At 68.6% G+C, this 19,786-nt stretch carries 29 protein-coding genes and 1 tRNA gene; 22 read left to right on the plus strand and 8 right to left on the minus strand.

From position 1 onward, the window contains the following. Positions 1-71 precede the first annotated feature (71 nt). From OHA17_RS19245 to OHA17_RS19270, 6 genes are all read right to left on the minus strand, one after another. Positions 72-1,073 (minus strand): amidohydrolase family protein, encoded by a 1,002-nt coding sequence (locus tag OHA17_RS19245; protein ID WP_406507610.1) that lies wholly within the window; start codon positions 1,071-1,073, stop codon positions 72-74. Further along, positions 1,027-1,317: an antibiotic biosynthesis monooxygenase family protein gene (locus OHA17_RS19250; RefSeq protein WP_406507611.1), complete on the minus strand. Its 291-nt coding sequence runs from the start codon at positions 1,315-1,317 to the stop codon at positions 1,027-1,029. The genes OHA17_RS19245 and OHA17_RS19250 overlap by 47 nt, the downstream gene beginning before the upstream one ends. A gap of 374 nt (positions 1,318-1,691) precedes the next feature. Then, complete coding sequence (locus OHA17_RS19255; RefSeq protein ID WP_406507612.1) at positions 1,692-2,594, minus strand: DUF2797 domain-containing protein; 903 nt, start codon at positions 2,592-2,594, stop codon at positions 1,692-1,694. A gap of 104 nt (positions 2,595-2,698) precedes the next feature. After that, the gene (locus OHA17_RS19260) at positions 2,699-3,379 is read right to left on the minus strand and encodes a hypothetical protein (RefSeq protein WP_406507613.1); all 681 of its coding nucleotides are present in this window, start codon (positions 3,377-3,379) and stop codon (positions 2,699-2,701) included. Between the two features lie 415 nt (positions 3,380-3,794). Further along, positions 3,795-3,867, minus strand: a tRNA-Arg gene (locus tag OHA17_RS19265). A 693-nt stretch (positions 3,868-4,560) separates the two neighbouring features. Next, complete coding sequence (locus OHA17_RS19270; protein ID WP_406507614.1) at positions 4,561-5,298, minus strand: GntR family transcriptional regulator; 738 nt, start codon at positions 5,296-5,298, stop codon at positions 4,561-4,563. A gap of 238 nt (positions 5,299-5,536) precedes the next feature. Between OHA17_RS19270 and OHA17_RS19275 the strand changes: the two genes are divergently transcribed. The 16 genes from OHA17_RS19275 (at position 5,537) to OHA17_RS19350 (ending at position 13,319) form a co-directional block, all read left to right on the plus strand. Then, a complete protein-coding gene (locus OHA17_RS19275) occupies positions 5,537-5,737 on the plus strand; it encodes a helix-turn-helix domain-containing protein (protein WP_406507615.1) in 201 nt (66 codons plus the stop codon). Then, on the plus strand, positions 5,734-6,099 hold the full coding sequence (locus OHA17_RS19280) for a hypothetical protein (RefSeq protein ID WP_406507616.1): 366 nt from the start codon (positions 5,734-5,736) through the stop codon (positions 6,097-6,099). The genes OHA17_RS19275 and OHA17_RS19280 overlap by 4 nt, the downstream gene beginning before the upstream one ends. A gap of 12 nt (positions 6,100-6,111) precedes the next feature. Then, on the plus strand, positions 6,112-6,597 hold the full coding sequence (locus tag OHA17_RS19285; protein WP_406507617.1) for a DUF6907 domain-containing protein: 486 nt from the start codon (positions 6,112-6,114) through the stop codon (positions 6,595-6,597). After that, the gene (locus OHA17_RS19290) at positions 6,594-7,205 is read left to right on the plus strand and encodes a DUF6907 domain-containing protein (RefSeq protein WP_406507618.1); all 612 of its coding nucleotides are present in this window, start codon (positions 6,594-6,596) and stop codon (positions 7,203-7,205) included. The genes OHA17_RS19285 and OHA17_RS19290 overlap by 4 nt, the downstream gene beginning before the upstream one ends. Next, the gene (locus tag OHA17_RS19295) at positions 7,202-7,447 is read left to right on the plus strand and encodes a hypothetical protein (protein ID WP_406507619.1); all 246 of its coding nucleotides are present in this window, start codon (positions 7,202-7,204) and stop codon (positions 7,445-7,447) included. Before OHA17_RS19290 ends, OHA17_RS19295 begins: the two co-directional genes overlap by 4 nt. Beyond that, positions 7,444-7,638 carry a hypothetical protein gene (locus tag OHA17_RS19300; RefSeq protein ID WP_406507620.1) on the plus strand — a complete coding sequence of 65 codons (195 nt, stop codon included), beginning with the start codon at positions 7,444-7,446 and terminating at the stop codon, positions 7,636-7,638. The genes OHA17_RS19295 and OHA17_RS19300 overlap by 4 nt, the downstream gene beginning before the upstream one ends. Further along, a complete protein-coding gene (locus OHA17_RS19305) occupies positions 7,635-8,183 on the plus strand; it encodes a hypothetical protein (protein WP_406507621.1) in 549 nt (182 codons plus the stop codon). Before OHA17_RS19300 ends, OHA17_RS19305 begins: the two co-directional genes overlap by 4 nt. After that, the gene (locus OHA17_RS19310; RefSeq protein WP_406507622.1) at positions 8,180-8,545 is read left to right on the plus strand and encodes a DUF6907 domain-containing protein; all 366 of its coding nucleotides are present in this window, start codon (positions 8,180-8,182) and stop codon (positions 8,543-8,545) included. The genes OHA17_RS19305 and OHA17_RS19310 overlap by 4 nt, the downstream gene beginning before the upstream one ends. Then, positions 8,542-9,342, plus strand: a complete 801-nt coding sequence (locus tag OHA17_RS19315) for a hypothetical protein (protein WP_406507623.1) — start codon at positions 8,542-8,544, stop codon at positions 9,340-9,342. Before OHA17_RS19310 ends, OHA17_RS19315 begins: the two co-directional genes overlap by 4 nt. Continuing rightward, positions 9,339-9,515 carry a hypothetical protein gene (locus OHA17_RS19320; RefSeq protein WP_406507624.1) on the plus strand — a complete coding sequence of 59 codons (177 nt, stop codon included), beginning with the start codon at positions 9,339-9,341 and terminating at the stop codon, positions 9,513-9,515. Before OHA17_RS19315 ends, OHA17_RS19320 begins: the two co-directional genes overlap by 4 nt. Next, positions 9,512-9,850: a hypothetical protein gene (locus OHA17_RS19325; RefSeq protein ID WP_406507625.1), complete on the plus strand. Its 339-nt coding sequence runs from the start codon at positions 9,512-9,514 to the stop codon at positions 9,848-9,850. Before OHA17_RS19320 ends, OHA17_RS19325 begins: the two co-directional genes overlap by 4 nt. 95 nt (positions 9,851-9,945) lie before the next feature. Further along, positions 9,946-10,146: a hypothetical protein gene (locus tag OHA17_RS19330; protein ID WP_406507626.1), complete on the plus strand. Its 201-nt coding sequence runs from the start codon at positions 9,946-9,948 to the stop codon at positions 10,144-10,146. Between the two features lie 16 nt (positions 10,147-10,162). Continuing rightward, the gene (locus tag OHA17_RS19335; protein ID WP_406507627.1) at positions 10,163-10,330 is read left to right on the plus strand and encodes a hypothetical protein; all 168 of its coding nucleotides are present in this window, start codon (positions 10,163-10,165) and stop codon (positions 10,328-10,330) included. Beyond that, positions 10,317-10,493 carry a hypothetical protein gene (locus tag OHA17_RS19340; RefSeq protein WP_406507628.1) on the plus strand — a complete coding sequence of 59 codons (177 nt, stop codon included), beginning with the start codon at positions 10,317-10,319 and terminating at the stop codon, positions 10,491-10,493. Before OHA17_RS19335 ends, OHA17_RS19340 begins: the two co-directional genes overlap by 14 nt. Before the next feature lie 83 nt (positions 10,494-10,576). Then, positions 10,577-12,712 carry a cell division protein FtsK gene (locus OHA17_RS19345; RefSeq protein ID WP_406507629.1) on the plus strand — a complete coding sequence of 712 codons (2,136 nt, stop codon included), beginning with the start codon at positions 10,577-10,579 and terminating at the stop codon, positions 12,710-12,712. A 235-nt stretch (positions 12,713-12,947) separates the two neighbouring features. After that, entirely contained in the window at positions 12,948-13,319 is a 372-nt protein-coding gene (locus OHA17_RS19350; protein ID WP_406507630.1) for a hypothetical protein, read from the plus strand. Between the two features lie 335 nt (positions 13,320-13,654). Here OHA17_RS19350 and OHA17_RS19355 read toward each other — a convergent pair whose 3' ends face one another. Continuing rightward, positions 13,655-14,185 (minus strand): helix-turn-helix domain-containing protein, encoded by a 531-nt coding sequence (locus OHA17_RS19355; protein WP_406510763.1) that lies wholly within the window; start codon positions 14,183-14,185, stop codon positions 13,655-13,657. Positions 14,186-14,565: 380 nt separating this feature from the next. Here OHA17_RS19355 and OHA17_RS19360 point away from each other — a divergent pair, with 380 nt between their 5' ends. From OHA17_RS19360 to OHA17_RS19385, 6 genes are all read left to right on the plus strand, one after another. Continuing rightward, positions 14,566-15,162, plus strand: coding sequence for a hypothetical protein (locus OHA17_RS19360; RefSeq protein ID WP_406507631.1), 597 nt, complete (start codon positions 14,566-14,568; stop codon positions 15,160-15,162). Positions 15,163-15,373: 211 nt separating this feature from the next. Next, positions 15,374-15,577, plus strand: coding sequence for a hypothetical protein (locus tag OHA17_RS19365; RefSeq protein WP_406507632.1), 204 nt, complete (start codon positions 15,374-15,376; stop codon positions 15,575-15,577). A gap of 2 nt (positions 15,578-15,579) precedes the next feature. Then, positions 15,580-16,116, plus strand: coding sequence for a DUF6879 family protein (locus OHA17_RS19370; protein WP_406507633.1), 537 nt, complete (start codon positions 15,580-15,582; stop codon positions 16,114-16,116). After that, positions 16,113-16,955 (plus strand): helix-turn-helix domain-containing protein, encoded by an 843-nt coding sequence (locus OHA17_RS19375; protein ID WP_406507634.1) that lies wholly within the window; start codon positions 16,113-16,115, stop codon positions 16,953-16,955. Before OHA17_RS19370 ends, OHA17_RS19375 begins: the two co-directional genes overlap by 4 nt. A gap of 134 nt (positions 16,956-17,089) precedes the next feature. Then, positions 17,090-17,605 (plus strand): hypothetical protein, encoded by a 516-nt coding sequence (locus OHA17_RS19380; RefSeq protein WP_406507635.1) that lies wholly within the window; start codon positions 17,090-17,092, stop codon positions 17,603-17,605. Next, entirely contained in the window at positions 17,602-17,835 is a 234-nt protein-coding gene (locus OHA17_RS19385) for a hypothetical protein (protein WP_406507636.1), read from the plus strand. Before OHA17_RS19380 ends, OHA17_RS19385 begins: the two co-directional genes overlap by 4 nt. A gap of 1,399 nt (positions 17,836-19,234) precedes the next feature. On the opposite strand, the gene OHA17_RS19390 is transcribed toward OHA17_RS19385, so the two are convergent. Continuing rightward, entirely contained in the window at positions 19,235-19,582 is a 348-nt protein-coding gene (locus OHA17_RS19390) for a hypothetical protein (RefSeq protein WP_406507637.1), read from the minus strand. Positions 19,583-19,786: the final 204 nt, after the last annotated feature.

A 19,786-nucleotide genomic window follows, 5' to 3' on the forward strand; every position in this document is an offset into this window, starting at 1 on the left:
TTGCCCGATCCTGTGATTTGCCTGAGAAATTCCCTCGCGGGTCCGCCGAGGGGCTCAGCCGGTAAGGGGACTCAGCCGGGCAGCGGGCTCGGGCCCGGCAGGGTGTGGTCCGGGAGGGTGCGGTCCGGGAGGGTGCGGTCCGGCAGGGTGCGGTCCGGCAGGCCGAAGAGCCGGGCCCCGTTCCCGTGGCAAACGGCCCGGAGCCACTCGTCCCCGAGCCCGAGCCGCTCCAGCGCCTCCAGCTGATGGAGATAGGGGTACGGAATGTTGGGGAAGTCGGACCCGAGGAGGATCCGCTCCCCCAGATCGAGCAGCCGCCCCCGCTCCCGCACCGGGAAGGGCGCACTACGCTCGCTGAAGTCGGTGAAAGCCATGGTGGTGTCCAGCATGACCGAGCCGTACGTCTCGGCGAGGTCGAGGAAGTCGGCGTACTCCGGCATCCCCATGTGCGCGACGATCAGCCGCAGCCGGGGGTGGCGCGCGAGCACCCGCCCGACCGGGCCGGGCCCGGTGTACTTCCCGGCCGCGGGCCCGGACCCGCAGTGAATGACGACAGGTACCCCGGCCTCGGCGAGCACCCCCCAGACGGGATCGAGCAACGCGTCTCCCGGGTCATAACTCCACACCTGCACATGGGACTTGAAGACGCGGGCGCCGGCGTCGAGGGCGTCGCGCACGTACGCGGCGGCTCCGGGCTCGGCATAAAAGGTAGAGGTGTGAAGACAGCCGGGAGTCCGGCCGGCGAACCCGGCGCTCCACCCGTTGAGCCACTCGGCCATGCCTGCCTTGTGGGGATAGATCATCGAGGTGAAGGCGAGCACCCCGAACTCCTCCCGGAGCAGCCGCACCCGCTCGGCCTCCTCCTCCCGGTAGGTGATGGGCCACTCGACCCCGCCGACGAGCTCCCCTGCGGAGTCGAAGTACTCCCACACCTTGTTGAGTACGCGCTCGGGCATGAAATGGGTGTGCACATCGACGAGCCCCGGCACCCCGAGCCGCCCCCAGAACGCCCGAACGGCAGCCCCGCTACTGCTTCCGCTCAAATCCATAACTCCGCTCGACCTTGGCGACATGGACGCTGTAGCCGTCGTACCACTCGGCCCGCCCGCGCCGCTGCGCCTGCTGATGCTCGACGCGCCCCCGCCAGGCGGCGATGGCCTCCTCGTCCCGGAAGTACCCGACGGTGATCCCGAGCCCACCGGGATTCCGCGCGGTCTCGTACCCGAGATATCCGGGTATCTCGGTGACGAGCTCCTGCATCAGGGCGGAGGTCTCCTCGTACCCACCGCCGTCCTCCCTCCGGAGGGAGGTGAACACGACGGCGTAGTAAGGAGGTTGGATCCCGGAAACGAGCCCGTGAACTTGCCCTTGATCGCTCATGCCCCCACCCTCGACCGCCCCCGCGGACACTGTCCAGACCCCTTACCGGAAGGGATCCAAAGGGGATCCAGTTCTTGACCATCACCGACAGAGGCCGTCGGCACCCGCGCCCGCACCCCCCGAACGGCAGGGCCTCGCCCCCTCAGACTCAGAACAACAAGCCCCGCGTCCCGCACAGCCCGACCGGCATGACCGGCCCGACCGGCATGACGCGACCGGCATGACCGGCCCGACCGGCATGACGCGACCGGCATGACCGGCATGACCTCGGGCGGCCCCTAAGCCCCACAGCCCATCAGAACCTCAGCCCTTCAGAACAACAGATCCTGCACCCCGCCCTCACCCTCCTTGGGCACCACCCGCACAGGCACAGTGACGCCCCCGCCAGCGCCCCCGCCCGCATCCGCATCCGCATCCACGGCGGCAAGATCCCACCCGCTCATGAGCCGCGTATCCAGTACGAGAATGCCGCTCCCCTGCCCCACCTCCAGGTGGAGATCGGGCCCGGCGGCAGCGACGAGCCGCCCACCCACGACCCCGCCGTCGACGAGCTCAGTGACCACCCCGGAGGCGGGCGCGAGCCCGGCAAGCCCGAAATCCCGCGCGTGGTCGACGACTTGACACTGGACCCGCTCCAGCGACTCGGGCCAGCCGGCGAGCGCGAGAGCCCGCGCATGCAGTTGGGCGACCTCGGCCGCCCGCTCGTCGACCCCGGGAAGCCGGGCCCGTACGGCCCGCTTCTCGGCGTAGGGAATCCGGTCGGGCACCCCGAGCGCGGCCCTGAGCAGCTCCTCGCAGCGCCGGGCCGCCATCAGCGGGCCCCGCCCGAGCCAGCCGAAGGCCACCGCCCCCTGTTCGAGCAGCCGGGCCGAACCCCGCTCCTCGGCGGTGATCCCGACCTTGACCAAGCCGCTCCCGAACCAGGCGAGGTAGACGCGATAGGTCCGCGGATCGTCGAGGTACGTATCGGCGGCGACGGAGTGCGCCCGATCAAGCCGCGCGCACTCGGCACACCGCGCCTGAGTGCTGCGCCCCGGCACGCCCGCCGCCACAGGACACCGATTCCCCCGAGCCCCCACACAGCTCCGCTCCCCCACCACCCGAAACGCCAGGTCCCGCCCATAACCGAGCGAACTGCTCCGCCCCTCCTCCCAAAGAAGCCGAGGCACCCCCTCACCCCACCGAACCCCCGCACACCGCCACAACCCAGCCACGTCCCGAAGCTACCTCCCACCACTGACAACGGGACGGACACGGAGGAACGCGAGAGGCCCCCGGATCACTCCGCCCTCGCCGCTCGCAGATTCCGAGCCCTGGCTCAGGCACCCACGTTGGCCAGCACACAGACGTACTCAGGGGGTTGCGCACCGCCATCGTTCGGGAAGTCCAGGACGGCCGGGTAGGTCATCCTGGTGTCTGGGTAGGAATCCGCGCAGTCCGGGGGGATGGCGGTGAAGACGGACGTGTCGTCCGCTTGAATCGCCTGCCCGTCCGCACCGACGAGAGCAGCCCCGCACTGGTATCCCGGTGCGTTCATCAGGAGAGCGGCGTCCTTCCCGGTGCCCTCGCCACTGCCCGTCCAGGCGAGGCAGTAGCTGGAGCCGGGATCTCCCCCGGTGGCCGGCTCCGAGATGATGTGAACGGCCTGGAGAGGCGTGGGTCCCCCGCACAGGGCCAGGATGTCGGCTACGTACCAGGGTGCCCCGGGGGCGCAGATGTCCGCCTTCGGCTTGCAGCCGGCAGGGCCGTTGGGCAGCTTGAACCGTACGTGAAGGCAGGACGCCGCTCCGTCGGTGGAGGGGGACGGGGCCACCCGCAGCGAAGGAGTCCGCGTCGCGGAAGGGGAAGCGACGGCGGCCTTCACACGCTCGGTGGGTGCAGCACTGGGCGTGGCCCTGGCATGCACTTCGGCACCGGATCCGCGGCCGTCCGCCGCGGGGTGGTCCAGGACCAGCGCAGCAGAGAAGCCAACGACGACCGCGCCGACTCCCACAGCCATCGTGGCCTTCCAGGGGAAGCGCTGAGGCGGGGCCTCCCGTATGACAGGGATGTTCCCCAGCGTGTCGCCGTTGTGAAAGGCAAGCACTTCATCCGGACGCAGTGGCCTCTGCGGCTGTTGCGGCATACCCACGATGCTGCCCCCCTGCTCGCTGTGCGTGTCGGCCACGGTAGGACACGGCGGTTGCCGGCGTGGCAGGAACGAGCGGGGTACCAACCGCCTCTTCGCTGCTTGGTGCGCTCTTCGCACCACAACGCTTCCACGGCCAGGTGCGCAGTTGCGCGGACTCAAGGCGCTGAGCTGATCCTTGGGCCCCGTTCACACGTCAGCGCACCCCCGCGAACGGGCCGGCCGCCCTCGCCACGGAAAACACCAGAGGCCCTCAGGATTTCTCCTCAGGGCCTCTGGCCTGCTGTGCACTCGGCAGGATTCGAACCTGCAACCTTCTGATCCGTAGTCAGATGCTCTATCCGTTAAGCTACGAGTGCTTGTGCTTCCGGGGTTTTTTCTGCCCCGTCGGCGTTGCGAGAACAACATTACATGACCTGCGCCGTGACGCGAAATCCATTAGCCCTACCGCCCCTGACCTGTGGAAATGCCTCTGCGTGAGCAACCCCGGGGGTGCCGGGCGAGGTCGGGCGCGGGGCGGGGGCGGGCCCAGAACGGGGCCTCCGTGGCGGAGGAGTGGCGGAGGTACGGCCCAGCTGCGGGCCGTGGGCGCGGGGCGCACGCGGAGCGCGGGTGGCCGGCAGGCCAAAGGGTGCGAGTCCTGCGCGAGAGTCGGGGGCGGGGGCGGCCCGGCGAAGGGCCAGGGGTGGGAGCGAGACCTACGGGGTGCAGGCGTGCGGGGCGCAAGAGTGGCCCGGGGTGCGCGGCGGGCGCAGGGTGGCGGGCGGCAGGCCCGAACAACGGCCGAAGCCCCGGCCGTGGGGCCGGGGCTTCGGGTGTTGCTGGCGGAGGCGGAGGGATTTGAACCCTCGATGGGCTTTAAGACCCAAACCGCATTAGCAGTGTGTTGCCTCCCGTCCGATCGCGGCGGGAGGCAACCTCTCAAGACTCACTCCCGCAGCTCAACGGCGGTGCGGCACTTGGGGCTATCCGATCAGGTCCGAGCACATCCCCGCCTCTTGGTGCCATCGCAGTGCCATCAGGTGCCGAGTCCACCCGCCAGCTCTCGACCTTCATTCGAGGTCGTACTCGGAAGACAACTCGCGGCCAGGGCTCAGGTAGTCGACGGCGTACTCGGTCGGCTCGCCGTTCTGGTCCCAGTAGTGATTGATCACCACGAGGGCCTGCCCGCCCGCCTCCGTCTCTAGCGGTCCGGCCACCTCCTCCGGGACTTCCCGGAGCGCCACCGTGTCCCGGCGCCGAGCAACCCGCCTACCGGTTCGCTCCTCGATAAGGCCGAACGTCATCTTCGGCAGCGGTGCCACCTCAAGGAACTCGGGCGCCTGCTCTACAACGGAGGCCGCTACCCACGTCGTGGACACGGTGATGACACCTTTGCTGTCGAGGTATCGGCGGCGTCGCCGACCGACTTCTGAGCCAGCCTCCACAGCAAGAGCATCAGCGACCTCTTGAGAGGCCGCCACCTTGACCGCGTCGAGGATCTCGACGCGCTCGTCATCCCCGAGCGGCGCCCCGCCGGCCCGCAGCTTGGCGAGGCGGTCGGCTCCCGCGGTGAGCTTCTTGGGCTTGCTGACGATCGTTCCGATGCCGGGCGTAGCTGTGGCGTAGCCCTCGGCACGTAGGACTCCGGGGACTCGTGCGGCCGTGGCCCGGCTGACTCCCTCGATCTCCATGATCTGGTTCACAGAGGGGACACGGTCGCCGGGCTGGAGTTCACCGCTCTCGATTCGGGCGATGATCTGCGCCGCGATGCGCTGGTACGGCGGTAGCGCCGAGAGATCCCGAACCATGAAGACTCCAGACTTCTAGAATGTTCTGCAATGCCTGTTGACTCTGCAGGTGTTCTAGAACATCCTAGTCCTATGCCTGGTCAGTCCGACAGATCGGGCCAAGCCAGACATGCCAAAGCCCTGACGGGGTGATCTCGGTGTTCCAGCACCGAGCCCGCCAGGGCCTCGCACCTAAGAGTCGAGGTCTCAGATGCACGCTGAGCTTATTACGCCTGCCCAGCCGCAGGTTACGGAGCGCATGGAGCCGCTCCGGGTCAAGGACATTGCCGCCGCGCTCCGCCTCACCCGCGCCACGGCCTACGCCGAGATCAGGAGCGGCCGACTCCCCTCGTACAGGGTCGGTACGGGGCGCGGCACGATTCGCGTCTCCCGCGCCGCCTTCGCCCAGTACCTCGCCGAGCGCGGCATTCCGGCGAGCGAGCTGGCGGTGGCGCTGTGAGCACCGCCGCCCGCAACCGCCGGGCCATCCTCCGTACCCGCGCCGCCGCTAACCGGCTCGCTTCGTCCTGCCGTCGGCGTCCCCGCTCCATCACGACGGTGGCGATCGCCGCCGGTGTCGACCGCGACACCGCTGCGGGCTGCGCGAACGGACTGCGGTCCGTCGCGAAGCGCCTGGGCATCGCCCCCGCCATCACGGCCCGTACCCGTCGCACCGTCTGCGGTGGCCGCGCCCACCAGACCCACACGGTGCACCGGTACACGCTCCGCCAGGTCGCCCAGCTGGTCGCCAACTACTCGCCCCGCAGGGCCGAGTACCGCGCCGCTGTCGTCCGCATCGCCACCCTCGCCGCCAGTGCCTGATCGGAGCCCGTCATGACCACCGAGACCGTAACCACCGTCAGCCCGTCCGAGGTCAAGCCGTCCGGCGGCATCGTCCAGCCGCACATCGAGGCCCTGCCCGCGATGCCGGCGCAGCCCCACCCCGCCGGTCGTCGTATCGTCCCGGCGCTGATCGACTGCGCGCCGATCTACGTGGACTGCCCGTCGTGGTGCACCGTCGATCATGTCGCCGAGAACGAGGGCGCGCTGGAAGACCTGTTCCACTCCAGCGACATGGCCACGCTGTTCGTGGCGCACCCCGAACCGGCGGGCCCGCAGCCGATCGTGACCGTGCGGCTCAACGAGGACCCGTATCTGATCCGCCGGGACGGCCGCGGCGTCAACATCTTCATCGACACGGGCTCCGACCCCTACCCGGTGGACGCCCGGCAGGCCGACGAGTTCGCCGATGACCTGGTGGCCCTGGCCGCCCAGGTCCGCGCCATGGCCCGCACCCTGGCCGCCGAGGACCAGAAGTGAGCGGCGACGGCGGGCGTGACCCGCTGGAAGGCGTCGACCCGGAGGTGCTGGCCTGGCACTGGGGTGCCCTGGCCAACGATCCGGCGGTGTGCTGCGTCCCGCAGCCCGGCCAGGACGGCTACCCGTGCATCCTCAACCGCGCGTTCCACCCGGAGCACCGGGACGTCCTCGGCCGTACCTGGCCCGTCCGGGACGAGGCGCTGTACGTGGCCCCTGCCCGGCTGCTGCCCGGTCTGGACGGCACGGTCACCGTGCCGACGCTCGACCACGGGCCGGTGACCCTGTCCTGCCCCGTCTGGTGCCGTGGGCATGAGGCCGCCCCGAAAGCGCGAGTGGACCTCGGGCACGAGAGCGACGACTTCCTGATGCTCGTGCCGGTCCCCGGCGGGCACGCCACGTTGATGACCGCGGTGTTCGAGCAGCGGCCCTTCACCGCCCGTCCGCCCGGTACCGGGGTGTTCCTGAACCTGGAGATCGACGGGCAGTTTCATCCGCTCGGCCCGGACGGGGTCGCTGAGATCGCCGACACCCTTTCGACGGTGGCGGTCGACCTGCGGGTGCTGTCCCGTCGCCTGGCCCGCTACATCGCCGAGGAGGCCGGGCGGTGAGCGCGGACCGCAGGCTGCTTGAGGCGGTCTACGAAGCGCTCGACATCCCGTATCCGGCGACGATCGGCGACCGCGAGGTATACGAGCGGGTCCTCGGTGAGCGGGTCATGCACGCCCGGATCGCTCTGGCGGGCGTGCTGAACCAGGGTGACAACCCGGACTGGTCGGCGGGCTATCTGCTGGGCCAGCTCGCCAAGCATCCCCCCACCGGCTACCGGCACTTCGGGGAGTCCCTCCGGTGAACCAGTGGCCGATCCGCCGGCCGACCGAGCACGCCGCGATCCGTGCGGCGTGCCGGTCCCCCCGGCCGCTCCCTGAGGTTCCGGCGATCCTCGCCGACCTGATCACAGCAAACCGGCTCGGTGACCGCGAGGGCGTCTGCCTGCTCGCGCACCGCGCCGTCCGTTCCGCCTTGGAGGTGGGCGAGTCATGACGACATCCATCGAGCGCGAGACCGTACAGCCGACCAGCTGGCAGGCAATGCCGCTGCCCGCCCCGGTGCCGCCGCACGCGGTACGCAACGTCCCCGAGGGCGGCTTCGAGGCACCCCGGGCAGTCGTGACGGTCCGTCTGGCCCTCACCCGCGACCAACTGGCCGCCGCTGCCACTATCTCGGCGTCCTACCTCGACGACGCCGACTGCAGCCCGGACAACTGGCCGGTGGAGTTCACCCAGTTCATGGTCGACATGACCGTCACCCAAGTCAGCGCACTGGAACTCGACTTGGGTGCCGACTCAATGGTGGAGATGTCCGACTCGGGTCACCGCGACCCGGATGTGCGGGACTTCACCCAGGGCGTGTACCGGGCGATCGACCGGGCGTACCCGCCGGCCCCGGCTGCGGTCGTCCTGTCCGGCAATCCGCAGGCATCCCGGGTGCGCTGCGCCTGCTGCGCCTGGTCCGACGGGTCCGAGATGGAGCAGGCCCTGGCCCACGGGTTCAGCCACTACGAGCAGACCCACGGGAGGACAGAATGAAGTCCCTGACGTGCCCCGACTGGTGCGTCGTCGAGCACGATGACGCACCGCCGGTCGACACCTTCCACCGTGGCGCCAACCTCGTCCTGAAGCCGCCGACCGCATCGGCCCCGGACCAGCAGTCGCGCCTGTTCCAGGCGCCTGCGCCGCTGCCCGTCCTGCGGGCCGAGCTGATGCTCCCCGAGGTACAGCAGGACAACGACCTTGCGTGCATCATCCTCGACCACCACGACGTGTACGGGCCGTATGCGCAGCTCGACGTTGAGAGCGCCGACCAGTACATCCGGGACCTGAAAACGTTCACGGCTCGTCTGCAGCAGATGCGCGACCAGCTCACCGCCCTGAACGGGGTGGACCAGTGAACTCCCAGGCTGCTTGCAAGTGGATCCGCCGCGCGTCGACCGCTGCCGCCCTGACCTACACGGCGGTCGCCGAGTACCAGCTGGCCCGCCGGTTGGGCGCGGCCCCGCCGATCGCGGTCATGCTGCCCGTCGCCATCGACTGCTATGTGATCGCCGCCCTGAAGTGGTTCCGTGCGTTCGACGTCGCCCTGTCGCTGTCGTTGATGGGCGCAGCGCAGGTCGCCGCTCATGCTCTCGACGCGGGCGTCCTCAACGTGACCCTGCAACTGGTCGCGGTCGTCTCCCTGCTCGCCCCGATCGCGCTGTGGCGTACTCACGCCCTCGCCCGCGGCGAAGCGCAGGACACGTCCGCCGCACCGGAAATCTTGGATGTTATACAAGAAGTTCCGGCCGCCAAGGTCGACTTGGAGCGCGTACCCGAGGTGTACCCGGCGATCGAGGCGGCCGTACCCGCTGTACCCGAGGCTGTACCCGCAGGGGTTCGGCTGCTGCCGATCGTCGCCCGGCCCGAGCCTGTCTTGGATGTTATCCAAGGCGCCGCCGTACCCGCTGCCGAGTACGCCCGTACCCGTCCCGAGGTACACGCCGAGTACGTACCCGAGCCGGATGACGGCGACGGGTACGGCGTACCCGCACCGCCGGTCGAGGACGAGCTGACGGCGAAGGTCCGTGGGGACTGGCCGCAGACGATCGAGGCAGGCATGGCCCCGACGATCCGCCAGCTGCGCGAGCGGTACGGCATCGGGCAGGCCCGCGCACAGCGCATCCGTGACGAGCTGTCGGGGGCGACATCATGAAGTGGCTTCTGCTCGGCGCCGTTCTCGGCCTGCTGCTCGCGGTCCCCGCCCTGGGGGCGCCCGTCGGCGCTCTGCTACTGGGCTTGCTCGCCAAGCCGTTCGTCATGGCCTTCGTGGCCGGCGTCGTGGCCCGCCCCTGGATCGTGAAACGCCTGCGCAGGTGGGCGCCATGAACGACCTGGAGAAAGCGGCCCGGGACGCGGTCGAGGCCGCCGACAACACGGAGCAGCTGGCGCTCATCGCGGCCGTCCTGAAGGTGCAGCAGCTCACCCAGCACCAGGCGGCGCCGGTGGCTCAACGCCCGTTGCAGGCGTACCCCGTGGGCACCTACGTGACGTTCGGGTGCCTGGGCCTGGTCGCCCTGGTCGTCGTCGCGTTCGTGCTGGTCGCCATCCTGATCGGCCTGTCCATCGCCCTCGTCGTCCTCGCTGTCGGCCTGGTCGCCCTGACCATCTGCGTCCTGGTGCTCCGCTCGATGTGGGCCGACTACCAGCAGTCCAAGGGCTGACAGTCCCTCCGTCCTCCGTCAGGCGCTTGGCGCCAATGCGTCTGCGGGGGCGCGGTGGGGCCGGACAGTCCGGCCCGCTACGAGAGGAGCCCGTCATGGGCGCATTCAGCAAGTTCTTGGGCACGCCGGAGGAGCGTGCCGAGCACGTCGCCGACCGGATGGACGACGCCGTGGATTCCCTGAAGCACGGCGACCGCCCGGCCGCCGAGGCGACCTGGCGCGACATCAACTACGACTTCGACGCCGACGAGCGCGCAGGCGGCCGATCCATCTTCGCCCGCCGACACGGCATCTAACCCGAGGGGAATCAGCATGACCGCCGAACAGTACCGACGGCGCGCCGTCGAACTCCTCACCCAGAGGCACGAGCTCGGCCAGCGACGGGACTTCCAGGTCCGTGAGGCCGACGTCTGGGCGCGGCTCGCCCAGTCCGCCGCCATCTCCGAGCAGACGCAGGCGGTGCGCGATGCGGATCAGTGACCGTGACGACGTCAGCCACAGCGAGGCCGCCCGGATCTTCGGGATCACCGCTGTCGCCGTGCTGAAGGGCGGACGGTTCAGCGCCCGCCAGCAACGGCGCATCGACCGCATCGTCGAGCAAGCCCGCGAACGAGAAGCGGCGCGGCGCAAGAACACCAAGTAGTGCCGCGGGGCGGCCGTACCCGACCAAGGAATCCGGCCGCCCCGCGTACCCCAACCGCTCGCAGAGCAGCAGGAGAGATCAGCATGACGGATCTTCACGTACCCGTCGTACTCGACAAGGCGGGTACACCCCCAGACCCTGTACCCGCGCCCGTACCCGCGACGGATACGCCCGTACCCGAACCTCCCGAGACCGGGGTACACCGCCCCCGGCGCCGTATCCGCATCGGCTCGCTGCGCCGGGTGTTCGTCAACACCCGCCAGCACCCCGCCTACCGGTTCACCGTCCGGCACGGCGCCTACATGTGGGGCGGAACCCGCATCCTGACCCGCCGTACCTGGGAGGCCCGCACCACGGCCATGCACGCCCGGATGATGCGGATCGGGGAAGCCTCCGGCAACGAAGAGATGGTGCAGAAGTGGGAACAGCGCGCCTACGCCTACCGGTTCGCCCGGCACAAGCGGCGCATGGACCTGCTCCAGATGGCCATCAACACCCCGCGGGCCATCGCCTCCGCAGCCGTCGGCGCCGGCGGCCTGCTGCTGATGCTCGGCATCATGCTGGCCGTCTACAACCACGACCTGCGCGATGTCCTCACCCCGACGAACGCGGTGATCGAGTTCGTCGGCTGGGTGGCGCTCATCGCCGGCATCGTGTGGGGCCCGCTGCTGTACTCGCTTCCGCTGATGGCCCTGGCCGGCGCGTGGGCGGTCGGCAAGAACCAGAAGACCGCCCCGACGTGGGCCCTGCCCGCAGACACCGGCGAACAAGGGATCATCCCCGACGAGAACGCCATCCTGCGCGCCCTGGGCAAGCTGTCCATCCCCCAGCTGAACGCGGCCATCAAAGAAGGCTGGCAGCCCCGTTGGGTGCAGCCGACGACCAGGCTCGGCAACGGCTACCACACGCAGCTCCAGCTGCCGATGGGCGTCACCGTCGAGATGGTCAACGCCAAGAAGAACGTCCTGGCACACAACCTGATGCGCAAGCCTGTCGAGACCTGGCCGACCGAGCCGCCCAACATGCCCGGCGTCCTCGACCTGTGGGTAGCCGACCAGGGTTCTCTGAACGGCGTGGTGCCCGCCTGGCCGTTGCTGCACGAGGGCACGACCGACTACTTCAAGGGCGTGCCGGTCGCGGTGTCCCAGCGCGGGGACCCGATCATCGGCAAATTGATGGCGGCGAACTGGATCGTCGGCGGCATCATGGGGTCGGGCAAGACGTCCATCGTCGTCTCCCTGCTGCTCGGGGCGATCCTCGATCCGCTGGTCATCGCAGAGGTGTACGTGATGGCGGCGAACGTGGACTACGACCCGCTCAAGCCGCGTCTGCGAACCCTGGTCAAGGGCGACGACCCCGAGGAGCTGCGGGCCGCACTGGACGCGCTGCGGGGCCTGGCCAACGAGGTGACCATCAGGGGCAAGCTGCTGGAGGAACTGGGCGGCGAGTCGACCAAGCTCACCCGTGAGCTGGCCCTGCGTGATCCGCGGATGCGCCCGAAGGTCGTGGTGTTCGACGAGTGCCACGAGCTGTTCATGAGCAAGGACTACGGCAAAGAGGCTGCTGAGCTCGCCATCCGGGTCATGAAGAAGGCCCGCAAGGTCGGCATCACCCTGATCTGGGTCACCGTCTCCCCGACCGCAGACAGCATCCCGCGCGACGTCACCCGCAACACCTCCCACCGGGTCGCGTTCGCTGTGGGCGACCAGGTCGCCAACGACGGCCTGCTCGGCTCCGGCAAATACAAGGCCGGCATCCGGGCCACCGAGCTCGTACCGGGCCAGGACGTCGGCACGGCCGTCACCTACGGGTTCACGTCCAAGCCGTTCGAGATCATCCGGTCCCACTACGTTGCCCGCGACCCCGAGCGGGGCGTCGACGAGGTGACGCCGGTCGTCGAGCGGGCCATGGCCCTGTACCGGGGCGGTCCGGCTGACGCTCCCGCGTTCGCCCCCGTCGACCATCTCGCCGACATCGCGGCCGTCCTGGGGCACGAACCGAAGATGCTCACGCAGGACGTCCTGCGCGGGCTGGTCGACCGCAATCCGTCGGAGTATGACGGCTGGACGTTCCGGGACCTGCGCCGCGTCCTCGACGACGCCGGGCACGGCGAGTTCAAGACCGGCGGACGCCAACACGTCAGTCTCGACCGCGTCCTTGAGGCCATCGCGGCCCGTGACGAGGACGCCATCGATGACGAGGGAGGCGGCGAAGGCTGAGGGAGTTCTCCCTACCCGCCTCCCCACCCTGCCTCCCTGTACATGACCTGCACAAATGGCCAATCAGGGAGGCAAGGGAGGCGGTACCGGAAGGCCACCGGAACCCCGGAACCGGGGTGTCCGCCTCCCTGGCGCCGCCTCCCTCCCCATCCGCTCGCCAACCGCACGCGCCCTGTTAGCGCAGCCCGAGCACGGCCAAGATGGGCCCGACATCCAGTAGTTCGAAGGGGGCGGCATGGACCACGTCGAAGTGCCACGACGCACGTTCGACTATCTGCTCACGGGCTTCGTCTGTCACGAAGCCATCGACCTCGCCCGAAGCTACGCGGAGAGCGGCATCGCCCACCCAGGGGACCCGTTCGGCAACGTCTTCGCCTGGCTGTGGGAGGCGAACCGAGGCAACGCGGTCTCGCTCTTCGCGGACCTGCTCGCCGAGGCCCGCAGGCACGCACCTGAGGGCAAGGGATTGAAGCTGGACGACCTGATCAGGGACCTCCGCTTCGCGCTGCACAACACCCAGCTGTCCCACGTGCGGGAGTACGAGGAAGTGGAGAGGACGCTGCGCGCCAAGGTGCCCGAGTACTTCGGTGGCCGTACCGACTTATAACGGCACCCGATGACCGCCAAGGGGCCTACCTCCGAGTCGGAGGTAGGCCCCTTTCGCCTGCACAGGGTCTCAAGACTTTCGGCGTGCGCCACCGCGCGGCTCAGGCGGACGTGCCTCCCATCGCGGCGCCCGCGCCCGCTGCTCCTGCTCGTCGATCCAGGCATCAATCGCCCCGATCCTGGCCACAATGCGCCTCCCGATCCGAAAGGTCTCCGGACCTTCGCCGCGCATCCGCCACTTGCGGTAGGTACTGGAGGTGATTCCCAGCCGCGAGGCAATGCCGGGGCCAGCGGAAGTGTCACGGATGTAGACCAGACCGGGCGGCGGGGCACTCGTCATTCCGCTGCCTTTGCGGAGCGACGCTGACGGGCCTGCGCTGCCCGCCGCGCCTGGCTTCGGTGACGGCCGGGCTGCGCTGGCACGTGGTGCATTTCATAGATCTTCCTGACGTCATCGGCGCTGAAGAGCAGCCGCCCCATCCGGCTATGCGGAAACCCTCCGTGGTTCACGCCGTCCCGAATCAGCTTGGTGGAGCATCGAAATACCATGGCCACCTCGTCCACGGTGAAGTAGCACTCAAGCACCGAACTAGCCTTCTGAGGCTCGGCTTCAGCTACTGGCTGCTCCGCCACCTCAGAGAGCGGGGGCCCAGGGGCCGGAACTGGCACGACCGCAGACATGGCACACATCGTTTGGATATCAGCGACGCTGAACGAAAGATTGCCACCCATCTTATGGTGGGGGACTTTTCGCGCATACGCCCAATGGCGAAGTGTTGCTGCGGATACCGGCAGGAACTCTGCCGCTTCCTCAGCTGTGTAGTGCCTCAGCCCATCGGGCGCATTACGGGTGAATCCGCTCTCCATGCTCACGACTACCCCCTGCGTTCGAGCTGTTGATCACCAGATTCGGCGTGGACTTCCGCTTCCGCAATGGAAAGCCAGAATATCGGCACTAACGGGTTGAAAGGTCACAGAAGGTGTTTAGCCCGTTGTCGCCGGGATGCAGGCCATCTACAGGCGCAGCGATACCGGTTGTGCCTCGGCCGCAGGATCCACAACACGGGGCGCCGCACCTACAGCGACGGAAACCGATGACGGCTGCCAGCGGCAAGACCTCGGGCGGTGACGAGTACGGCTGGGGCCGCATTCGCGCTGGGTAACGAACTCGCCCTGTTCGATGGCGGGTCGCGCGACACGGCAGTACGTTCCGGACTCTGCGTGTTCCCGAAAGAAGGTGAGGGGCCATGCGCATTCGGATCGCTGCGGTTGTTGCTGGCGCCGCCTCCATGGTGCTTCTTGCGGCGTGCGGAGGTGGCACGCCGCACGCCCCGACTTCTTCGAAGGCCCCCGCCGCTACCGCGTCGGTGGACTGCACGTCGCAGACAGTCACCCAACAAGACTGGATCGACCACTGCGCGAAGGGCGCCAGCAAGACGGATCTAACGGTCGGAGAGACGTTCGCGTGGCAGGACGGGGTGGCCGCCTCGGTGACCCGCCTGGAGCTGCTCACGGCAATCGGTTCGGAAGAGAGCCGGCCCACGGCCGATCAGTACGGATTCCGTGTCCTCGTCACGGTCAAGAACGGGGAACAAGTGCCGTTGGACCTCGGGAAGATCACCCTGCTTGCTGAGGGTGCAACGACTGGCGGTGCGGCATCCATGGGGATCTTCCGTGGCGCGGATGATCTCACGGGGCAGCTGGCGCCCGGGGTGACCGTGACCAAGAACGCCGGGTTCATCCTTGACAAGAAGTACGGGATGAAGGTCGTCATCACCGTCCAGCGCGGCAGCGACCAGCTCGGCGAGTTCGCATTCCCCAAGTTCACTGGCACCGTCAGGTAGGGCGCCAACCGGCCAACTTGGAAGAATCGCCAACTTGCCCGTACCGGATGAACCAGGGCCTCACCTCCTCGGGGTGGGGCCCTTTTTGTCGTTCCGGGTTGCGCGCAACGCCGCGGACCGACTGCCGATTCGCAATCTGTCGCAATCACCGAGCGGACTCCGGCCTGTCCGTCGCATCCTGGTTCCCCAACCAGCGCAGATGGAGGGCGACATGACGCTCAGGTTCATCGGCACCACCTCCGAGCACGGCAACTGCCCCACCCTGTACGAGGTCATCGAGACCGGCGACGTCGCTGTTCAAGGCAAGCTGCTCACCGACCCTGAACATCTCGGTCAGCTTCGCGACGTCGGAGAGGACGAGACCGTCGTCATCATCCCCCGCGAGCTGCTCACCCGCTTCGCGCCGAAGGAGTGACCTTGCCACCCCTGATCCCGTTCGACGAGATCACCCATCTGTTCTCGGAGTTCGAGCACACCGCCTTCCGTCTGGAGACTCGCCGCGGCTACGCCTCCGACCGGCAAGGCCGGCGCTTCCAGGCCTTCATGCAGGGCGTCATGCCGCAGCCCGAGCCAGACCATCCATGGAACGTCAACGTGCGCGAGCGGACCGCCCAGGGCGCCCGCTTCTCCCGCGTCCGCATCATCGACGAGCCGCCCACTGATGGGCAGCGGTTCCTCATGGCGACCGCGGCCGGGAACGTCGCGGCCGGCGAGGACATTCGTGTCCTGCCCCGCTCCGAAGCCGAGCGGCTGCAGCTGCCCGGCTTCGATCTGTGGCTGTTCGACTCCCGCATCCTGGTGCGCCTCGACATCGACGACACCGACACCACCCTCGGCGTCGAGGTCATCGAGGAACCCGCCGAAGTGCTGGCCGCATGCCGGGCAAGGGACGCAGCCTGGCGCTGTGCAGTGCCTACTGCCGAGGTCTGGGCGCAGGTACGTTCGTCCGTGTGAGCACGGACTTTCAGAGCGCCAGAGTCGCCCTCGGTGCGCGCTTGCGCGAGCTGCGCACCGAGGCCGGACTCAACGGCAAGGACATCGCCGCCCGGCTCGGCTGGGCCCGCTCCAAGGTGTCCCGCCTGGAGAACGGCAAGCAGACCGCGACCGCCGACGACCTCGACGCGTGGGCGCACGCGGCGGGTGCGGCGGATCAGGCCGACGACCTGAAGAGCCGTCTGCGCGGCCTGGAGTCGCAGCAACGCTCCTGGCGCCGTCAGCTCTCCGCCGGGCACCGCCCGGTCCAGGACCGGTACGTCGTCGAGTACCGCCGCACGGCCAGCGTGCGCGGGTACGAGGCCACCGTCATTCCCGGGCTGTTCCAGACCCCGGACTACGCCCGGCACCTGCTCATCCAGAACGCCGAGTTGATGCAGTCGCCCCGCGATACGGACTCGGCCGTGCAGGCCCGCATGAAGCGGCAGGAAGTCCTGTACGAGGCGGGCAAGCTGTTCCGGGTTCTCGTCTGGGAGGGCGCCTTGCATGCCCTGATCTGTCCGCGTGACGTGATGGCCGGCCAACTGGATCGCCTCGTCGGGTTGATCGGGATGAGCACCGTGGAGCTCGGGATTGTGCCGTTCGGCGCGCCGCTCAATCTGACCCCGAAACACGGATTCTGGATCTTCGACGAGGAGCGCGTCGTCGTCGAAACCATCAACACGGAGCTGCAATTCGAGTCCGCCGAGGACATCGCTCTGTACGGGCGGGTGTGGGACGGACTCAACGAAGCAGCCGCCTATGGCCTGCACGCCCACCGTCTGATCGCACGAGCCCGAGCCCAGGTGCACCCCGCATAAGCAATCGGCGCGAACTGCCCCACGGGTACTCGCAATCCGGCGCAATCGGCGAGCGTGTACTCAAAAGCTCTCTCTACCGTGCAGGCCACGGCGGCATTCCGCGCCGTTTCGAGCAGCCGACGGCGGAGGCACCCATGGACACCCTCGGAATCCCCCTTGCCCACCCCCTCACCGAGGCCGAGCGGGAAGCAATCCGCGACTGGCTCGCGGGCAGTCTCAACCGCCCCCACGCGGCAAAGGACCAGTGGAGGAAGGGGGGCATTGCCACGCTCGCCCTCGGCCGCCGCTTCTCAGTCGTTCGCCTCACCGAGCCTCTCGTGTACGCGGTCACCGCCAGCACGCTCCCCGTCACCGTGACCCGCGTGCTGGCATCCGCCTTGCACGGGCCCGTCATCCACACGCCTTCGACGCGCAGGTTCTACGCCTTCACGCCTCCAGCCGCACCGACCCAGGGACTCGGGCCGCACGCGGAGTACCTCGGCTGCGACACCTACCTCGGCGTGCCACCCATCGAACTCATCGGCCCCGACAACGGGATCGACGGCTACTGGGCGGTCCCCATCACCCGCCCTGGCGACCTGTGCGATCCGGCTCGGCTGGCCGCCCTGGTCGCGGCCGGATCCCTGGAACTGCGAGGGGCCGAGTCGTGAAGCTTTGGGACTACGTCGTGTACGAAGGCCGGATCGGGCTCATCACTTACGACATGGACGACCTGAAGCGGGTCGCGTTCCTGCGGCCGGCCCCACAAGGGCAGCTGAGCGAGGCGACGATCCGGACCAGCGACCTGAGCCCTGCTTCGATCAAGCAGACGGAATCGGCTCGCGCCGCGGGGCTGACCCGCGAGTCGCAGAAGAGCTTCCTGCCGTCGCGCCGTCGTTGAACTCCGTTCCCTGCCGCCGCCGATCGGCAGGGAACGGGCTGAACCCGTCTCGCCTGTGCCCCCCGGAAAACTCGGAGGCGAGACGGGAACGGAAGCCCCGACCGGGAGTGCGGACCCGGTCGGGGCTTCGGCGCTCCCGGGAAGCAAACCGCCCCTAGCCTCCCGTGCCATACGGGTGCCAACCACCACCTAAATCAGCAGGTCAGCGCTAGGCAACCGCATCCTCTATGCGGTTAGGGGGTCAAGGCCGGGCCGCCGCGGACCTCACGCGTTACGGCTACGCGTAAAGTTCTCGAACCAAACGCCGTTACGGCTATGCGTAGAGTTCCCGATCCGGCTACCGTTACGGCTATGCGTAGAGGAATCTGCCGCCAGTGCGGCGCGGAAGACCTTGAAGTGGTGTACGTCGTCGAGGGCGGCGCCAGGTACGGGCGGGAGCGCGCTTGGACGCCTGAGCGGTTCCATATCTGCCAGGCCTGCCACGCCAGTGGACCGACCCCCGTGCCGGACTGGAACAAGGGGCGCATCCGCTGGCATGCGGTTCCCGGCCGTGGGGAGTTGATGCGACCCGCCCCGTGCGAGAACTGCGGCCTGCGGTTCGTCCGGAACGCCGACCCCCTGCTGCGACGGATGACATGTTCGGCCACCTGCCTAACATCTCTAACGCGTAGCCGTAACGGCAATCAGGGGAGCGGCCAGCCGTGCGAGACGTGCGGCGAGCCGATCACCACCGGGCGGGCCGACTCGCGTTACTGCGGATCCGCCTGCCGCCAGAAGGCGTACCGGCGGAGAGCGCACACTCAACCGACCGCACCGGCTAGCGGGAACCCGTAAGCCGGTCACGCCACCGCGGATACCTGCGAAGTCGCCCTCCGGCTCCCCGATGCCACCGCACGCCCCGGACATCGGTGAAGACGAGTTCCACCGCCACAGCATGCTGCTCGTGATGCCTGGCCCAGCAGGGCAGTTCGCAGTGCACCGTCTCCTGCGGAGGTACTAGCCCGACGGAGATGTTCAAGTAGTCCGACTCGCCCTCAATGGCTCCGGCTGCGCCCGTGATGCCTATCCCTACGTTGTAGGCGGGCTGCTTCCCACCGTTACGGATCAGCACCGAGTGAGCGTGATGGGACACCCACTCGTCTTTCGCGCAAAGTTCCTGGACGAACTCGCAGTCGTCAACGTGCGGGCCCGTCCATGCCGCCAACTGTTCAGGATCAGTCCTCCGGTCCGTCCGCCGGTCACGGAAGAATGTTCGGACGGTCGTTGCCAGCGACAGTGCGAAGCCGAGGGCGGCGACGGTCAAGACACCCCACGCGGGCGGGTGGCTCCAGGAGACAGCGAGAAGCATCCGCCGATGGTAGGGCGCAGCAGCCATGGGGCCAGCTTGCGAGGCTCTCAATCACTCGGAGGGCTTCGGCCCCATCCGGCCAGCCATCCGCGCGGCCTGCTCCGAGGTCACCAGCTGCACCCTGCGGCGGAACATCCCCTTGACCACGAAGAAGCACGAGAACTTGCTATGCGGGCCAATCTCTCGGCACTCGTACAGGCCGTTGCCGAGAAGCGGCCAGCCCCAGGGCTCGCCGTGGCGCGAGAGGAAGGTGCGCGCGTACACGTACTTCTCATTCGTGCCACGGATCTTGGCCACCCACCCGTTCATGTGGTCGCAGATGAGTCGTTGCGGCGTAATGGACACCTCGGGGAACACTGCCGCCAGGTCCGCGGTCGCAACGTCGAGGGGGACGTCCAAGGTCTGTGGACGCCGCCGCCTGTTCGGCCGTGGCGTGCGGTTTGCAGACTCCCGGGTGTGGGCCGAAGCCGTACCACCCCATCAGAGGGTTCCGGCACGGCTGGCCCTTCACGGTCGTGCACTTGTTCACGTGTCCCCCCAGCTTCCCCTGGTCCCCAGCCACTCGGCCACGGCGGCGGCAGCGTAACCGGCGCGGGCACAGCC

This window comes from Streptomyces sp. NBC_00212, assembly GCF_045206365.1.
GTDB lineage: Bacteria > Actinomycetota > Actinomycetes > Streptomycetales > Streptomycetaceae > Streptomyces.

What these genes read in the sequence shown, in the direction of transcription:
- OHA17_RS19245 (WP_406507610.1), bottom strand. Translation starts at nt 1,073, where the DNA reads ATGTCGCCAAGGTCGAGCGGAGTTATGGATTTGAGCGGAAGCAGTAGC.
- OHA17_RS19260 (WP_406507613.1), bottom strand. Translation starts at nt 3,379, where the DNA reads ATGGCTGTGGGAGTCGGCGCGGTCGTCGTTGGCTTCTCTGCTGCGCTG.
- OHA17_RS19270 (WP_406507614.1), bottom strand. Translation starts at nt 5,298, where the DNA reads ATGGTTCGGGATCTCTCGGCGCTACCGCCGTACCAGCGCATCGCGGCG.
- OHA17_RS19275 (WP_406507615.1), top strand. Translation starts at nt 5,537, where the DNA reads ATGGAGCCGCTCCGGGTCAAGGACATTGCCGCCGCGCTCCGCCTCACC.
- OHA17_RS19285 (WP_406507617.1), top strand. Translation starts at nt 6,112, where the DNA reads ATGACCACCGAGACCGTAACCACCGTCAGCCCGTCCGAGGTCAAGCCG.
- OHA17_RS19305 (WP_406507621.1), top strand. Translation starts at nt 7,635, where the DNA reads ATGACGACATCCATCGAGCGCGAGACCGTACAGCCGACCAGCTGGCAG.
- OHA17_RS19310 (WP_406507622.1), top strand. Translation starts at nt 8,180, where the DNA reads ATGAAGTCCCTGACGTGCCCCGACTGGTGCGTCGTCGAGCACGATGAC.
- OHA17_RS19320 (WP_406507624.1), top strand. Translation starts at nt 9,339, where the DNA reads ATGAAGTGGCTTCTGCTCGGCGCCGTTCTCGGCCTGCTGCTCGCGGTC.
- OHA17_RS19325 (WP_406507625.1), top strand. Translation starts at nt 9,512, where the DNA reads ATGAACGACCTGGAGAAAGCGGCCCGGGACGCGGTCGAGGCCGCCGAC.
- OHA17_RS19330 (WP_406507626.1), top strand. Translation starts at nt 9,946, where the DNA reads ATGGGCGCATTCAGCAAGTTCTTGGGCACGCCGGAGGAGCGTGCCGAG.
- OHA17_RS19335 (WP_406507627.1), top strand. Translation starts at nt 10,163, where the DNA reads ATGACCGCCGAACAGTACCGACGGCGCGCCGTCGAACTCCTCACCCAG.
- OHA17_RS19340 (WP_406507628.1), top strand. Translation starts at nt 10,317, where the DNA reads ATGCGGATCAGTGACCGTGACGACGTCAGCCACAGCGAGGCCGCCCGG.
- OHA17_RS19345 (WP_406507629.1), top strand. Translation starts at nt 10,577, where the DNA reads ATGACGGATCTTCACGTACCCGTCGTACTCGACAAGGCGGGTACACCC.
- OHA17_RS19350 (WP_406507630.1), top strand. Translation starts at nt 12,948, where the DNA reads ATGGACCACGTCGAAGTGCCACGACGCACGTTCGACTATCTGCTCACG.
- OHA17_RS19355 (WP_406510763.1), bottom strand. Translation starts at nt 14,185, where the DNA reads ATGGAGAGCGGATTCACCCGTAATGCGCCCGATGGGCTGAGGCACTAC.
- OHA17_RS19360 (WP_406507631.1), top strand. Translation starts at nt 14,566, where the DNA reads ATGCGCATTCGGATCGCTGCGGTTGTTGCTGGCGCCGCCTCCATGGTG.
- OHA17_RS19365 (WP_406507632.1), top strand. Translation starts at nt 15,374, where the DNA reads ATGACGCTCAGGTTCATCGGCACCACCTCCGAGCACGGCAACTGCCCC.
- OHA17_RS19380 (WP_406507635.1), top strand. Translation starts at nt 17,090, where the DNA reads ATGGACACCCTCGGAATCCCCCTTGCCCACCCCCTCACCGAGGCCGAG.